Origin of the sequence: Pseudomonas sp. R9.37, assembly GCF_963878885.1 — a bacterium.
Classification (GTDB): domain Bacteria; phylum Pseudomonadota; class Gammaproteobacteria; order Pseudomonadales; family Pseudomonadaceae; genus Aquipseudomonas.
Genome location: NZ_CAWNZA010000047.1, coordinates 242907 through 258173, shown reverse-complemented (window position 1 = coordinate 258173; position 15267 = coordinate 242907). Strand labels below are relative to the sequence as shown.

Annotated in this window: 12 protein-coding genes and 1 pseudogene; 9 read left to right on the top strand and 4 right to left on the bottom strand. The window is 61.6% G+C overall.

What is annotated here, in order from left to right; all coding sequences use genetic code 11:
• Positions 1-27: 27 nt before the first annotated feature.
• From AACU78_RS25105 to edd, 3 genes are all read right to left on the bottom strand, one after another.
• Positions 28-762: a response regulator gene (locus AACU78_RS25105; RefSeq protein WP_106578348.1), complete on the bottom strand. Its 735-nt coding sequence runs from the start codon at positions 760-762 to the stop codon at positions 28-30.
• Positions 763-915: 153 nt separating this feature from the next.
• On the bottom strand, positions 916-1872 hold the full coding sequence (locus AACU78_RS25100) for a glucokinase (protein ID WP_106578347.1): 957 nt from the start codon (positions 1870-1872) through the stop codon (positions 916-918).
• The gene (gene edd, locus AACU78_RS25095; protein ID WP_106578346.1) at positions 1869-3695 is read right to left on the bottom strand and encodes a phosphogluconate dehydratase; all 1827 of its coding nucleotides are present in this window, start codon (positions 3693-3695) and stop codon (positions 1869-1871) included. Before edd ends, AACU78_RS25100 begins: the two co-directional genes overlap by 4 nt.
• Positions 3696-3916: 221 nt before the next feature.
• On the opposite strand from edd, the gene gap reads away from it, so the two are divergent.
• The 8 genes and pseudogenes from gap to AACU78_RS30155 all read left to right on the top strand — a co-directional run bounded on the left by gap (position 3917) and on the right by AACU78_RS30155 (position 12983).
• The gene (gene gap, locus AACU78_RS25090; RefSeq protein WP_106578345.1) at positions 3917-4918 is read left to right on the top strand and encodes a type I glyceraldehyde-3-phosphate dehydrogenase; all 1002 of its coding nucleotides are present in this window, start codon (positions 3917-3919) and stop codon (positions 4916-4918) included.
• 230 nt (positions 4919-5148) lie between these two features.
• On the top strand, positions 5149-5667 hold the full coding sequence (locus AACU78_RS25085; protein ID WP_106578344.1) for an RNA polymerase sigma factor: 519 nt from the start codon (positions 5149-5151) through the stop codon (positions 5665-5667).
• Between the two features lie 74 nt (positions 5668-5741).
• Positions 5742-6710 (top strand): FecR family protein, encoded by a 969-nt coding sequence (locus AACU78_RS25080; protein WP_106578343.1) that lies wholly within the window; start codon positions 5742-5744, stop codon positions 6708-6710.
• Positions 6711-6825: 115 nt separating this feature from the next.
• The gene (locus AACU78_RS25075) at positions 6826-9390 is read left to right on the top strand and encodes a TonB-dependent receptor (RefSeq protein WP_106578342.1); all 2565 of its coding nucleotides are present in this window, start codon (positions 6826-6828) and stop codon (positions 9388-9390) included.
• 151 nt (positions 9391-9541) lie between these two features.
• Positions 9542-10150, top strand: coding sequence for a biliverdin-producing heme oxygenase (locus AACU78_RS25070; RefSeq protein ID WP_106578341.1), 609 nt, complete (start codon positions 9542-9544; stop codon positions 10148-10150).
• A 153-nt stretch (positions 10151-10303) separates the two neighbouring features.
• Positions 10304-10717: a YbaN family protein gene (locus tag AACU78_RS25065; RefSeq protein ID WP_106578340.1), complete on the top strand. Its 414-nt coding sequence runs from the start codon at positions 10304-10306 to the stop codon at positions 10715-10717.
• A gap of 73 nt (positions 10718-10790) precedes the next feature.
• Positions 10791-12125: pseudogene (locus AACU78_RS30160) on the top strand (PDC sensor domain-containing protein); the annotation flags it as partial.
• Positions 12126-12227: 102 nt separating this feature from the next.
• Complete coding sequence (locus AACU78_RS30155; RefSeq protein ID WP_370004810.1) at positions 12228-12983, top strand: methyl-accepting chemotaxis protein; 756 nt, start codon at positions 12228-12230, stop codon at positions 12981-12983.
• A 136-nt stretch (positions 12984-13119) separates the two neighbouring features.
• On the opposite strand, the gene AACU78_RS25055 is transcribed toward AACU78_RS30155, so the two are convergent.
• The gene (locus AACU78_RS25055; protein WP_106578338.1) at positions 13120-13683 is read right to left on the bottom strand and encodes an NAD(P)H nitroreductase; all 564 of its coding nucleotides are present in this window, start codon (positions 13681-13683) and stop codon (positions 13120-13122) included.
• 139 nt (positions 13684-13822) lie between these two features.
• Between AACU78_RS25055 and AACU78_RS25050 the strand changes: the two genes are divergently transcribed.
• Positions 13823-15262: a di-heme oxidoreductase family protein gene (locus AACU78_RS25050; protein WP_106578337.1), complete on the top strand. Its 1440-nt coding sequence runs from the start codon at positions 13823-13825 to the stop codon at positions 15260-15262.
• Positions 15263-15267: the final 5 nt, after the last annotated feature.

Sequence of the window (15267 nt, the reverse complement as noted above, 5' to 3'; positions counted from 1 at the left end):
AAACGGCGGCGGCGTTCGCTTAAATGCTCAGTGGGCATTGCCGGCAACCACGCTGGCTGCCAGTTGATAACCGCTGCCGCGCACGGTGCGGATCAGCCGTGGGGGTTTTTCGGTATCGCGCAGGCGTTGGCGCAAGCGGCTCACGGCCATGTCGACGATACGGTCCAGCGGCATCAGGTCGCGGCCACGGGTGGCGTTGCCGATGGTGTCGCGGTCGAGAATTTGTTGCGGGTGATCGAGAAACAGTTTGAGCAGGGCAAAGTCGGCGCCGGAAAGAATCACCTCTTCGCCGTCCACGTGAAACAGGCGATGGCTGATCATGTCCAGTCGCCATTCATCAAACACCCACACATCGCCGCCGCTGCTGCGTTCCTGGCCGAACTGGGCGCGGCGCAGCAAGGCTTTGATGCGCGCTTGCAGCTCGCGCGGGCTGAAAGGCTTGCCGATGTAGTCGTCGGCGCCCAGCTCCAGACCAATCACGCGGTCGGTTTCATCGGAACTGGCAGTGAGCATGATGATCGGCACCTGCGCCTGGCGCGGGTGCTGGCGAATCCAGCGGCAAAGGCTGAAACCGTCTTCGTCGGGCAGCATCACATCGAGGATGACCAGATCGCACGGCGCCTCGTTCATCGCCTGGCGAAACCCTGCACCATCCGGCACGCCACGCACCTGGAAGCCGGCGCGGCTGAGGTAGGTCTGCAGCAATTCGCGGATTTCCTGGTCGTCGTCGACGAGGAGAATCGATTTACTGATTGCGCTCACGGGGTCCTCCTTGTTGTTATGGCCAAACCTGAGTCATGTGTTGCTTTCAAGGCCCCCTTCGCGAGCAAGCCCGCTCCCACATTCAACCGCATTCATCCAGTTGGAATGAGTTTAATGTGGGAGCGGGCTTGCTCGCGAAGAGGCCATCACTGCCTACGCAAAAGCCTGCTCAAGTGCCACACCCGCCCCGGTCAACCCGGAATACGGCGCGGTCACCAACCACACCGGAATGCCTTTGAAATAATCGCTCATGCAGCCTTTGTCGCTGAAGCTCTTGGCAAAACCGCTGTTGATAAAGAAGTCGGCAAAGCGTGGAATAACCCCGCCCACGATATACACGCCACCGCGTCCACCGGTGGTCAGCACGTTGTTGCCGGCCACGCGGCCCAGCCAGATGCTGAACTGGTTCAACACTTCGATCGCCACCGGGTCTCCTGCCAGGCCGGCTGCCGTAATGGCTTCGGGCGTGTCCAGCACTGGCGTGTGCCCGTCGACCGCGCAAATCGCGCGGTACACCCGTGGCAGGCCGCCGCCGCTCAAGGCGGTTTCGGCACTGACGTGCCCGATCTCGGTGTAGATGTGCTGCCACAGCTGGGTTTCACGCGGGCTGCTCAGCGGCAGGTCGACGTGGCCGCCCTCCCCCGGCAGCGCCGCATATCGGCCTTCGCCCAGGTCCAGCAAGGTGCCGACGCCAAGGCCGGTACCCGGCCCGATCACCACCGCCGGGCGCAGCGGTTCCGGCGTGCCTTCGCAGACCACGCGAAATTCGTCGGGCTTGAGGCGAGTCATGCCCAGGGCCATGGCCGTGAAGTCATTGACCAACAGCAGCTCATCCACCTGCAAGGTTTTACAGAATGCAGTTTTGCTCAGGCGCCAGTGATTGTTGGTGAATTTAAATTCATCGCCACTCACTGGCCCGGCGACCGACAGGCATACCGCGCCGATGTCCCCGATTTCCAGGCCTTCTTCCTTGAGGTAGACCTTGATGGCCTCCTCAGGGCTGTGGTGGTCCGCGGTGGCATGCACGCGGATCGAGTGCAGCTCCTGATCCCGCCACAACGCAAAACGGGCGTTGGTACCACCGATGTCACCGACCAGCGCAAGCTTCACTTAAGCGTCTCCAAGGCAGAGGTAAAGGCGCTGGCGCCCTGCTCTGCGGAGCTTGCGGCCAAGCGCATAAATGCAAACAGCTCACGCCCCGCCCCCACGTTGTTGCCCAACAGGCCCGTGGCAGGCGTACGCGCTGCGAATTCTTCGGCGTCCACCTTAAGCTCCAAGGTGCCTTTCACGCCATCCACGCGAATGATATCGCCATCTTTGACCCGCGCCAGTGGCCCGCCGCTTTGAGCTTCGGGGTTGACGTGAATCGCGGCAGGGATCTTACCCGACGCGCCGGACATACGCCCGTCTGTCACCAACGCCACTTTGAAGCCACGGTCCTGCAATACACCCAGGAACGGCGTCATTTTGTGCAATTCCGGCATGCCGTTGGACCGCGGGCCCTGGAAGCGCATCACCGCGACAAAGTCTTTTTCCAACTCACCGGCCTTGAAGGCGTCGGCCAGGTCCTGTTGATCCTGGAACACCACGGCCGGCGCTTCGACGATCTGGTGCTCCGGGGCAACGGCAGAGACTTTCATCACGCCACGGCCGAGGTTGCCTTCCATCACGCGCAAGCCGCCTTCGGGCGAGAACGCACGGGCCACGGGGCGCAGGATGGTTTCGTCGAGGCTCTCGATCGGGCCGTCGCGCCAGATCAGCTCGCCGTCGACCAGGAACGGCTCCTGGGTGTAGCGGCTCAGGCCCTTGCCGGCCACGGTGTTGACGTCTTCGTGGAGCAGGCCGGCTTCGAGCAGTTCGCGGATCAGGAACGACATGCCGCCCGCCGCCTGGAAGTGGTTGATGTCGGCCTTGCCGTTTGGATACACGTGGGACAGGGTCGGCACCACCTCGGAGAGGTCGGCCATGTCCTGCCAGGTGAGGATGATGCCCGCCGACATGGCGATGGCCGGCATGTGCAGGGTGTGGTTGGTGGAACCGCCGGTGGCGTTGAGCGCGACGATGGAGTTGACGATGGATTTTTCGTCGACGATCTCGCCGATCGGCGTGAAGTCGCCACTGGCCTTGGTCAGGCGCGTGACCTGGTGCGCGGCTTCGCGGGTCAGCGCATCACGCAGCGGCGTGTACGGGTTGACGAACGAGGCGCCCGGCAAGTGCAGGCCCATCACTTCCATCAGCAGCTGGTTGGTGTTGGCGGTGCCGTAGAAGGTGCAGGTGCCGGGGCTGTGGTAGGACTTCATCTCCGATTCCAGCAGCTCTTCGCGGGTGGCCTTGCCTTCGGCGTAGCGCTGGCGCACGTCGGCCTTCTGCTTGTTGGAGATGCCCGAGGGCATCGGGCCGCCCGGCACAAAGATCATCGGCAGGTGGCCGTAGCGCAGCGCGCCCATCATCAGGCCGGGGACGATCTTGTCGCAGATGCCCAGCATCAGCGCGGCGTCGAACATGTTGTGGGACAGCGCTACCGCCGTGGACATGGCAATGACTTCACGGCTGAGCAGGCTCAGCTCCATGCCGGGTTCGCCTTGGGTTACGCCGTCGCACATGGCAGGCGTGCCGCCGGCGAACTGGCCGACCGAGCCGACTTCGCGCAGGGCTTTTTTGATCTGTTCAGGGAAATGTTCGTACGGCTGGTGCGCCGAGAGCATGTCGTTATATGAGGAAACAATTGCCACGTTGGCGGCGTTCATCATGCGCAGGCTATTTTTATCTTCAGTGCCGCAGCCCGCCACGCCGTGGGCGAAGTTGGCGCATTGCAGCTTACCGCGCATCGGGCCGTCGCTGGCGGCGCCGCGAATGAGCGCAAGGTAAGCCTCGCGGGTTGCACGACTGCGGGCGATAAGCCGTTCGGTGACCTCAATAACGCGGGGATGCATGTGTAGAACTCCAGGCTAACGGATGTGGCGACCCTCGTTCCTATGCTGATCAAACGCCCGCAGCTCATGGGATGGCAGGGTGTCGTTTGTATCATCGGACCAGTTGATTCAGGTCACTCGTTGTAGATTGAACAAAATATTGCCACTAAAAAGGCTTGTTTTCTATTTTTATGCGAATAATCTTGTAATTCTTACAACAAATCGACGACAGGCACTTTCCAATGACTCTTCGTATCGCAATCAATGGTTTTGGCCGTATCGGCCGTAATGTCCTGCGCGCACTGTATACCCAAGGCTACCGCCAGGATTTGCAGATCGTCGCCATCAATGATTTGGGCGATAGTTCGATCAATGCCCACCTGCTCAAATACGACACCGTACACGGTACTTTCGAAGCAGAGGTTGCCCACGATCAGGAAAGCCTGACCGTCAATGGTGACCGGATTGCCGTCAGTGCCATTCGCAACCCCGCCGAGTTGCCGTGGGCGGCGCACAAGATCGATGTGGTGTTCGAATGCACCGGTCTGTTCACCGACCGTGACAAGGCGGCCGCTCATATTACCGCCGGCGCGCGCAAGGTAATCATCTCGGCTCCCGCCAAAGGCGCAGACGCCACGGTGGTGTACGGGGTGAACCATGACATCTTGCGCCAATCCCACCAGATCATCTCCAACGCTTCCTGCACCACCAACTGCCTGGCGCCTGTGGCTCAGGTGCTGCACCGCGAGCTGGGCATCGAAAACGGCTTGATGACCACCATTCACGCCTACACCAACGACCAGAACCTGACCGACGTCTACCACACCGACCCGTACCGCGCGCGCTCGGCTACCCAGAACATGATCCCAAGCAAGACCGGCGCTGCTGAAGCGGTGGGCCTGGTGTTGCCGGAACTGGCGGGCAAGCTGACCGGCATGGCGGTGCGGGTACCGGTGATCAACGTGTCGCTGGTCGACCTCACCGTGGAGCTGAAGAAAGAAGCCACCGCCGAGCAAGTCAACGCGCTGCTCAAAGAAGCCAGCCAGCACTCGAAAATCCTCGGCTACAACTCCCTGCCGCTGGTTTCCAGTGACTTCAACCATAACCCGCTGTCGTCGATCTTCGATGCCAATCACACCAAGGTCAGCGGTAAATTGCTCAAAGTGCTGGCCTGGTACGACAACGAGTGGGGTTTCTCCAACCGGATGCTGGATAACTGCCTGGCGCTCTGCAACGCCGAGTAAGCAGGCACGAAGCGCTCTGTGTGAGCGGGCTTGTGTGGGAGCGGGCTTGCTCGCGAACGCGGTGAATCAGTCACCCGATCCATTGACTGACACTGCGCATTCGCGAGCAAGCCCGCTCCCACATGAGTTTTGTGCACTAACCAGCCCGTGGTAGGCCCACAGCAATAGCCACTTGCCATTTCCGTTGATGATAAGCATTATCATTAACTGCAAATCGATCTGGTAGCACTGTGAGCCAATCCCGCTTCAACCAAGTCTTTATCACTCAACGGGTGATTCTGCTTCGCACCTTGCAGCGGATGGTGAACAACCACAGCACCGCCGAGGACCTGTTGCAGGAAACCTACCTGCGCGTCACCCGGGCCCTCAGCGAGCGGCCGATCGATCACCTCGAACCCTTCGTCTACCAGACTGCACGCAACCTGGCGCTGGACCACCTGCGTTCGCGCCGCATTCAAGCCCGTACGCTGCAGGAAGACGTCCCGCTGGACGTGCTGCAAAGCGTCGCGGCGCCCATCAGCACGCCCGAAGACGCGACCCAGGCCGAGCAATTGCTCGAACACCTGAGTGTCAGCCTCGGCCAGCTGAGCGCTCGGCAACAGCAGATATTCATCCTCAGCCGCCTGCACGGTTGCAGCTACCAAGAGATTGCCGATCAGTTGCAAGTGTCCTTGAGCACCGTGCAAAAGGAACTGAAATTGATCATGGCCATCTGTGTAGGAGTGGCTGAACGGCTGGATCAGCCTTAAGCTTCAGCCGACAGATGTGGCGATCCAGTCTGTAGGAAAGATGAATAGAACGTGGCGAAGACCCGAGGAACACCGTGACAGACCCGAATAAACTGCGCCCCCATGAGCTGGCTCATGAGGTGTTGCAAGACACTGCTATGGACCAGGCCCTTGACTGGCTGATCGTCTTGCAGTGCCCGCAACCCGGGCAGCAAGCGCAGTTCGAGGCCTGGCTGGCCAGTGACCCGGCACACGCACACGCGTTCAACAAAGCCCGGACCGCCTGGGGCGGCGCGCCGGTACACAGCGCCGCCGTGGCCCTGGCAGCGCCGCGCAAACCGAGCGCCTGGCGCCGGGTAAAACCGCATTGGAAACCCTTGGCCACCGCCGCCGTGCTGTTGATCGGCCTGTTCAGCTTCAGCAACCTGCCCGTGCGCCTGCAAGCCGACCACCTCACCGTGGTCGGTGAACGCCAGCGCGTGCAGTTGGACGACGGTTCCAAAGTACTGCTGAACACCAACTCGGCGTTTTCAAGCCGCATCAAAGACCACCAGCGCATCGCGCGCCTGTACCAAGGCGAGGCGTTTTTCGAAGTTGCGCCCAACCGTGGCCTGCCCCTGGAGATTGACGCCGGGCCGGTGCGCGCCAGCGTGCGCGACACCGACTTCGCCGTGCGCTACCTCAATGGCGAAGCGCAAGTGCAGGTGCAGCGCGGTGACGTCGACCTGAGCAACACCTTCGACGACGCCCGCGTGCGCCTGCGCGCCGGTGAAAGTATCCGTATCGGCCCCAAAGGCTTTGGCCAGCCCGCCAAGCTGGATGTGAGCAAGGACCTGGCCTGGGTCCAGGGTCGGCTGGTGTTTGAAAACTGCCCGATGAGCGACGTGCTGGCAGAGCTGCGCCGCTATTACCCGGGCTGGATCGTCAACACCAACGACAAGCTCGCCAGCAAAGCTGTCACCGGCAATTACCGCCTCGACCAGCCGCTGGACGTGGTGCGCTCGCTGGCGCACATCACCTCGGCCACGCTCTCGGAATACCCGGCGCTGGTCATTCTGAACTAAATGAGAATTATTTTTACTCGATGTTAGCCGGCGGTACGTCTCGTTATAGCCAATGCAACTGATTCCTATTTGATTCGGTTCGCAACTATAAGATTCGTACTCCGGAGCGCTCTCGATGTCCTCTCGTTTCAACCGCCGGTCTTCTTCGCCCGTCCTGTCGTTGCTGACCGCTGCCCTTCTGATGGCCAGCGCGCCAGTCATGGCCGCCACTGCCGCCGAGCCGGTCGCCCGCAGCCACGGCAACTACAATTTCAGCATCGAGCAGCAGCCGTTGGTCTCGGCGCTGAACGCGTTTACCGCCGTGACCGGCTGGCAAGTCGGCCTGCCGGCAGAGCTGGGCCAAGGTGTGTCGTCCCCTGGCGCACGCGGCCCGCTGTCACCCGAAAAAGCCCTGGACCGGTTGTTGGTGGGGACCAACCTGAGCTATCGCAAACTGGGCACCAACAACATCGTGCTGGAAAAACGCACGGCCGGCAGCGTGCTCAACCTGCAACAGGTGACCATCAGCGCCACGCGCAACGAACAGGACGTCACCAGCGTGCCCAGCACGGTCACTGTGCATGATCGCCAGGAACTGGACCGCCAGAACGTCAACACCATCCGTGAACTGGTGCGCTACGAGCCCAACGTGTCAGTCGGTGGCGCAGGCACCCGCGCCAGCAACGCGGGCTACAACATTCGCGGCATCGACGGCGACCGCATCCTCACTCAAGTCGACGGCGTCGAAGTGCCGGACAACTTCTTCAACGGCCCCTACGCCAAGACGCGCCGCAACTACGTCGACCCGGAAATCGTCAAGCGCGTGGAAATCCTGCGTGGCCCGGCCTCGGCCTTGTACGGCAGCAGCGCCATCGGCGGCGCGGTGAGCTACTTCACCCTCGACCCGGACGACATCATCAAGCCCGGCCAGGACGTCGGCGCCCGTCTGAAAACCGGCTACAGCTCCGCCGACGACAGCTGGCTGACCTCCGGCACCGTTGCCGGCCGCGTGCAGGACTTCGACGGTTTGCTGCACTTGAGCCAGCGCAATGGCCATGAAATGGAATCCTACGACGGCAACAACGCCACCGGCCTGGCCCGCACTGGCGCCAACCCGGAAGACGCGCGCACCACCAATATCCTGGCCAAATTGGGCTGGAACTATGGCGATGACAACCGACTGGGCCTGACCTACGAGAAGTTCAAGGATGACCGCGACGTTAACCTGAAAAACGCCGTGGGCGGCCCATTCATCGGTGGTCGAGGAATGAATTTGTACCGTGCCCGCTCGGGCAACGACACCATCACTCGCGAGCGCTTCGGCCTGGAAAACACCGTTGCCCTGGAGTCGCCGATTGCCGATCGCATCAAGACCAGCCTGAACTACCAGATCGCCAAGACCGACCAGACCACCGCCGAAATCTACCAGGCGGGTCGTCGCGTACTACGCACCCGTGACACGCTATACGAAGAAAAACAGTGGGTCTTCGACGCCCAACTGGACAAGGCTTTCAACATCGGTGAAATCGATCACCAAGTGACCTATGGCACCACACTCAAACAGCAGAAAGTCACCGGCTCGCGCGAAGGCTCGGCCTCCTGCCTCGCCGTCGGCTCGGGTTGCACGGCCATCGGCGCCCCCAGCCCGCAAGCCAGCGACAGCGTAAAAAAATCCAGCGACTTCCCGGACCCGACCATCAACACCTACTCGCTGTTCGCCCAGGACCAGATCACCTGGGACAAATGGACCTTCCTGCCGGCAGTGCGCTATGACTACACCCAGCTCAAACCCAAGCTGACCCAGGAATTCCTCAACACCGTAAACCCGACCGGCACCTACCCGGTCAGCGACAAAGAAAAAACCTGGCACCGTGTAACGCCCAAGTTCGGCCTGACCTATGCGCTGACCGATCAATACACCTGGTTCGGTCAATACGCCGAGGGTTTCCGCACGCCATCGGCCAAGGCGCTCTATGGTCGCTTTGAAAACCTCAACCTGGGCTACACCGTCGAGCCAAACCCAAACCTCAAGCCGGAAACCAGCAAGGGCATCGAAACCGGGATTCGCGGTCATTTCGACGAGGGCTCTTTCGACATCGCGGTGTTCTACAACAAGTACCGTGACTTTATCGACGAAGACGCCTCGGTCGCCGGCGGCGATATCCAAACCTTTGAAGCCAACAACATCAAGCACGCCACCATCAAAGGGGTTGAAGCCAAGGGCCGCCTGAACCTCGACGCGTTCGGCGCACCGCAAGGCCTCTACACCCAGGGCTCGGTCGGTTACACCTACGGCCGCAACGACGACAACGGCGAGCCGCTCAACAGCGTCAACCCGCTTAAAGGCCTGTTCGGCCTGGGCTACGAGCAAGAGCAATACGGCGCGCTGGTCAGCTGGACGCTGGTGAAGAAACAGAACCGCGTCGACAGCACCACCTTCCACGCACCGGATGGCAGCACCAGTGCCCCGTTCAAAACGCCAGGCTTCGGCATCGTCGACCTGACCGGTTACTACAAAGTCACCCACGATGTGACCATCAACGGCGGCCTCTACAACCTCACCGACAAGAAGTACTGGAACTGGGATGACGTGCGCAGCTACGACGGCGTCGGCGAAGCCGGCGTGACAGCGCCCGCCAACCTCGACCGCCTGACCCAGCCCGGCCGCAACTTCGCGATCAACCTGATCTGGGACATCTGACAGCACCACACCCAAATGCCGTTTCCTTACCTCGCCGGAATTTCACCGGCGAGGTGAGGATTTTTTACTGTGCCGCGTCTTCTTGTTCGTCTAGTTGATAACAGCTCTCTTTAGGGCACCCAGGCGCTACTCTTCTCAAGGACTTTTTTCGATGACCGCTTCCCCTACCGCAGAACGCCCAAGCCTGCGCTCCCAGCGCCTGAACCAGATCACCAACGAGCCCCACACCAAACTCGATGCGCTGGTCAAAGCCCACGCCCCATTCGAAACCCAAGCCAACTTCGCCCGCTTCGTGGTCGCGCAGTACCTGTTCCAATCGGAACTGGTGGCCCTGTACAACGACCCTGAGCTGATCAAGATCGTCCCTGACCTGGCTGAACGCTGCCGCGCCGAAGCCGCCAAGCTGGACCTCGGCGACCTGGACACCGAAGTGCCTGCACCGGTCGCCGGCGCTGTTAAGAACCCAAGCAAGGCCGAAGCCCTGGGCTGGCTGTTCGTCTCCGAAGGCTCCAAGCTGGGCGCCGCGTTCCTGATCAAACGCGCCGTGGGCCTGGGCCTGAGCGAAACCTTCGGAGCCCGTCACCTCGGCGAGCCGGCCGGTGGTCGCGCCGAGGGCTGGAAGCGCTTTACCCGCACCCTCGACGGCCTGGCATTCAGCGCTGAAGAAGAAGCGGCGGTAGAAAAAGGTGCGATCGACGCGTTTGTACGCTTCACCGTGCTGCTGGAACAGGCGTACGCTAGCGCCCCTGAATTGGCCTGACTGCTGGAATGCGATTAAACATGTGGGAGCGGGCTTGCTCGCGAAAGCGGTGTGTCAGTCGACATATACATGACTGAACCACCGCCTTCGCGAGCAAGCCCGCTCCAACAGTTGTATCTCATTTCAAACTGATTTTTTGTGATCACCCAACCTATGACCGGCAAAACCCAATCCACCTCAAAAATCGCGCAGATCCTCTTCGGCCTGCTGGCCTACGTCAGCCTGGGCATTGGGTTGGTGGCGATTGTCATACCGGGTTTGCCCACCACCGAATTCATCCTGCTCGCCGCCTGGGCCGCGACCAAAAGCTCGCCGCGCCTGAGTGCCTGGCTGGAAAACCACCGGCTGTTCGGGCCGATCCTGTTCAATTGGCGCAACGGCAAGATCATCGCCCGCCGTGCCAAAGTCAGCGCCACTGTCAGCATGCTGCTGTGCGCCGGTTTGATGCTGGTGATGCTCGATCATGGCTGGCCGATCTACCTGGCGATCGCCGGCATGAGCCTGGGCAACCTGTGGATCTGGTCACGCCCGGAACGGCTTGCAGCGCCCGTAGGGCGCGGCGTGTAGTCTTTTTCCTACCGCTCATCGTCTTTCTCTCATGAAACAACTCGTTACGCCGATGTTTCGGACATAGCGCCGAATGGACTTGGCTCGCCCTGCTTGCAGGTCAACAAGTCCAATCGCGAGTGAACCTATGTTCGACACCCTCTCTATCCGCTTGAAAATCGTGCTGCTGTCCGGCCTCTGCCTGTTGGGGGTGATTGCACTGGTGGTCGGCGTCAACCTTTACGAGGCCGATCAGAACAACCGACTGGTCAGCGATTCAAGCTCGCGAATGCTCACCCAGAGTGTGCAGAACCTGTTGCAAGCCAAGGCCGGCGAACAGGCGGTACAGCTGCAGAAAACCTTTGGAGAAAGCCTGGTGGTGGTCACCGCACTGGCCGACCAGATCAAGGGCCTGCGCACCACCGCCGCCAAGCGCGGGCTGGAAGCGGGTGCACTGCGTGAAGAACTCAACCAGAGCCTCAAGACCGCCTTTGAGCGCAACACCAAGGTGCTGGGAATCTGGCTGTCGTTCGAACCCAATGGCCTGGATGGCAAGGACAGCGAGTTTGTCGACGACAAGGCCCGCGTCTCGAATGAAAAAGGTCGCTTTTCCAGCTACTGGAGCCGCGCCGCCGGTGAAGGCCTGAACACGGTGATGGTCGAGGACGATCTGACCAAGACCACCCCGAATCTCAGCGGCACGCCCTACAACATTTGGTACACCTGCCCACGGGACACGCGCACTGTTTGCCTGCTTGACCCGTACTCCGACGACGTGGCCGGCAAGCAGGTGCTGATGACCACCCTCTCGCTGCCGTTGATCGTCGACGGCAAGGTCATCGGCGTGGTTGGCGTGGACCTGGCCCTCAACACCCTGCAGGCGGTGACCGACGCAGCACAAAAAGAACTCTTCGACGGCGCCGCGCACCTGGAAATTCTCTCCAGCACCGGCTTGATCGCGGCCTACAGCGGCGAGCCGGCGCGGGTCGGCAAAAACCTGATCGACACCCTGGGCGCCGAGGGCAAAGAGATTGTGCAATTGCTGGCCAACGACACGCGCACTCTCCGCGAGCAAGACGATACGATCCGCGCCGTGTACCCGGTCAAGCCGATTGCCGACGCCAAGTCCTGGGGCATCGTGATCAAACTGCCCAAGAACGTGATGCTGGCGGACACCCTGAAACTGCAAGGCGTCCTCGACAACGCCCAGCAAGCCGGCACGCTCAAGGCCTTGCTGGTCGGCGCCGCCGCCGCATTGCTGGGCCTGGTGCTGATCTGGCTGACCGCCACCGGCGTAACCCGCCCGATCAACACCGTGGCCGCGATGCTCAAGAACATCGCCAGTGGCGAAGGCGATCTTACCCAGCGTCTGACTTACGCCAAGAAAGACGAACTGGGCGAACTGGCGAACTGGTTCAACCGCTTTCTCGACAAGCTGCAACCGACCATCGCGCAGATCAAACAAAGCATCACCGAAGCGCGCGGCACGGCTGATCAGTCATCAGCCATCGCGCGCCAGACCAGCGAAGGCATGCAGGTGCAGTTCCGCGAAATCGACCAGGTTGCCACGGCGTCCAATGAAATGAGCGCCACCGCCCACGACGTGGCCAACAGCGCGTCCAACGCTGCCAGCGCGGCACGCGGGGCGGACCAGTCGGCGCGCGAGGGCATGTCGATCATTGAGCAGAGCACCCGCGACATCACCACCCTCGCCGAAGAAGTCAGCAAGGCCGTGAGCGAGGTCGAGGCCTTGGCGGTGAACAGCGAGCAGATCGGTTCGGTGCTGGAAGTGATCCGCAGCATTGCCGAGCAGACCAATCTGCTGGCCCTCAACGCCGCCATCGAAGCGGCACGCGCCGGGGAAAGCGGACGTGGGTTTGCGGTGGTGGCCGACGAAGTGCGCAACCTGGCCAAACGCACACAGGATTCGGTGGAAGAAATTCGCCTGGTGATCGAGCGCATCCAGAGCGGCACCCGTGGCGTAGTGGCCACCATGCATTCCAGCCAGCACCAGGCCCAAAGCAATGCCGGGCAGATCCATCAGGCCGTGCAAGCGCTGGGCAAGATCAGCGACGCGGTCACAGTCATCAGCGACATGAACCTGCAAATCGCCAGCGCCGCCGAGCAGCAGAGCGCCGTGGCCGAAGAGGTCAATCGCAATGTCTCGGCAATTCGTACCGTGACTGAAACCCTCACCGGCCAGGCCACCGAGTCGGCGGCCATCAGCAGCCAGCTGAATGCCTTGGCCAGCCAGCAGATGAAGCTGATGGATCAGTTCAAGGTGTAACACCGAATCTAAAGCCAATGAAGAGCAAATGTGGGAGCGGGCTTGCTCGCGAATGCGATGGATCAGTCAATACATCCAGTGACTGTCACACCGCATTCGCGAGCAAGCCCGCTCCCACATTTAGATCACCGTTGGCCTACAGGCCAGGCCACGCCTGAACAAACGCCGCCACATCTTCTTTCTGCGCAGTGCGCGGCGGGTTCTGCGGCGTGCCCAGATAAAGGAAGCCAATCACTTCCTCATCCGCCGTCAGCCCCAGGCCTTTGGCCACGTGCGCCGAGTAGGACAGCTCGCCCGTGCGCCACACCGCGCCGATCCCCTGTGCATAAGCTGCCAGCAGAATACCGTGGGCCGCACACGCAGCCGCCAGCAGTTGCTCGGACTTTGGCACCTTGAAGTGTTCTTGCAGGCGGGCAATCACCACCACCACCAACGGCGCGCGTAGCGGGCCATTCTGGGCCTTGTCGATGGCGGCTTGCGGGGCGTCGGCGTCTTGCAGGCGCGCCGCTTCGGCCAGCAGCGTGCCCATCTGCTCGCGGGCCGCGCCTTCGACGGTGAGAAAACGCCATGGGCGCAACTGGCCGTGGTCCGGTGCACGCATGGCGGCGGCGAACAGCACATCGCGCTGCTCCTGGGTCGGTGCCGGTTCCAGCAAACGCGGCACGGAAACACGGTTGAGCAAAGCGTCGAGAGCCTGCATTGGCCACCTCCAGAGAAAAATGTGCGGCCATTCTAGCGGGAATGAATCGGATTCGACCAAACGATAATTGCTCTTATTCATTGAGCCCCGCCCTGTTAGACTTTGCGGCCTAATTTTGGCCATCGCTTCAGGAAACTTGATGTTCGGTTCGCTTTTTCGCCTGTCCGCAGCGTTGATGGCCTTGAGCCTGACAGCCTGCGATGACGCCCCACGTTTCACCAAGGCCGAGCCTGGTGAAGCGCGAGCCGGCGGCGCGACGACGGTGAACAAGCGCGACCAGAACGCCTTTTCCCTGCCCTCGGCCAACCTGGCGCCGACGCGCCGCCTGGACTTCAGCGTCGGCAACAGCTTTTTCCGCAGCCCGTGGGTGATCGCGCCGTCCACCACCACCGCGCGCGACGGCTTGGGCCCGCTGTTCAACACCAACGCCTGCCAGAACTGCCACATCAAGGACGGCCGGGGTCACCCACCGCTGCCCGACGCGCCCAATGCGGTGTCGATGCTGGTGCGCCTGTCGATTCCCGTGCCGATGACAGCGCCTGCGCCCTACGCCAAACTCATCGAGCAGCTCGGCGTAGTGCCCGAGCCGGTCTACGGCGGGCAATTGCAGGACATGGCCGTGCCGGGCGTTGCCCCGGAAGGCAAAGTGCGCGTGGATTACACACCGGTCAACGTGACGTTCAAGGACGGCACCGTGGTCGAGCTGCGCAAGCCCGACCTGCACATCACCCAGCTCGGCTACGGCCCAATGCATCCGGATACACTTTTCTCGGCGCGCATCGCCCCGCCCATGATCGGCCTGGGCTTGCTCGAAGCCATCAGCGACGCCGATGTGTTGCGCAACACCGACCCGAGAACGGCCGACAAAGAAGCCCTCGTCGGCCGCGCCAATTGGGTGTGGGATGACGCCCGGCAAAAAACCGTGCTCGGGCGCTTTGGCTGGAAAGCCGGGCAACCCAACCTCAATCAACAAAATGTTCACGCGTTTTCTGGTGATATGGGCCTCACCACGTCCCTGAGACCCTTTGATGACTGCACCGACGCCCAAGTCGCCTGCAAACAGGCCCCCAACGGCAATGGCGCCGATGGCGAGCCGGAAGTCAGCGATAACATCCTGCGCCTGGTGCTGTTCTACACCCGCAACCTCGCCGTGCCGGTGCGCCGTGGCGTCAACACGCCGCAGGTACTGGCCGGGAAGAACCTGTTCTACCAGGCCGGATGCCAGGGCTGCCACAAACCCACGTTCACCACGGCCGCAGGCGCCGCCGAACCCGAACTGGCCAACCAGGTGATTCGCCCCTACAGCGACCTGCTGTTGCACGACATGGGCGCAGGCCTGGCCGACAACCGCAGCGAATTCAAGGCCGGTGGCCGCGACTGGCGCACCCCGCCGTTGTGGGGCATTGGCCTGACGCAGACCGTCAGTGGCCACACCCAGTTTTTACATGATGGCCGCGCCCGCAATCTGCTCGAAGCCGTGCTGTGGCATGGCGGTGAAGCACAAGCGGCGCAGCAGCATGTGCTGTCCTTTAATGCCGAGCAGCGTGCCGCGTTGCTGGCGTTCCTGAATTCTTTATAAGCTTT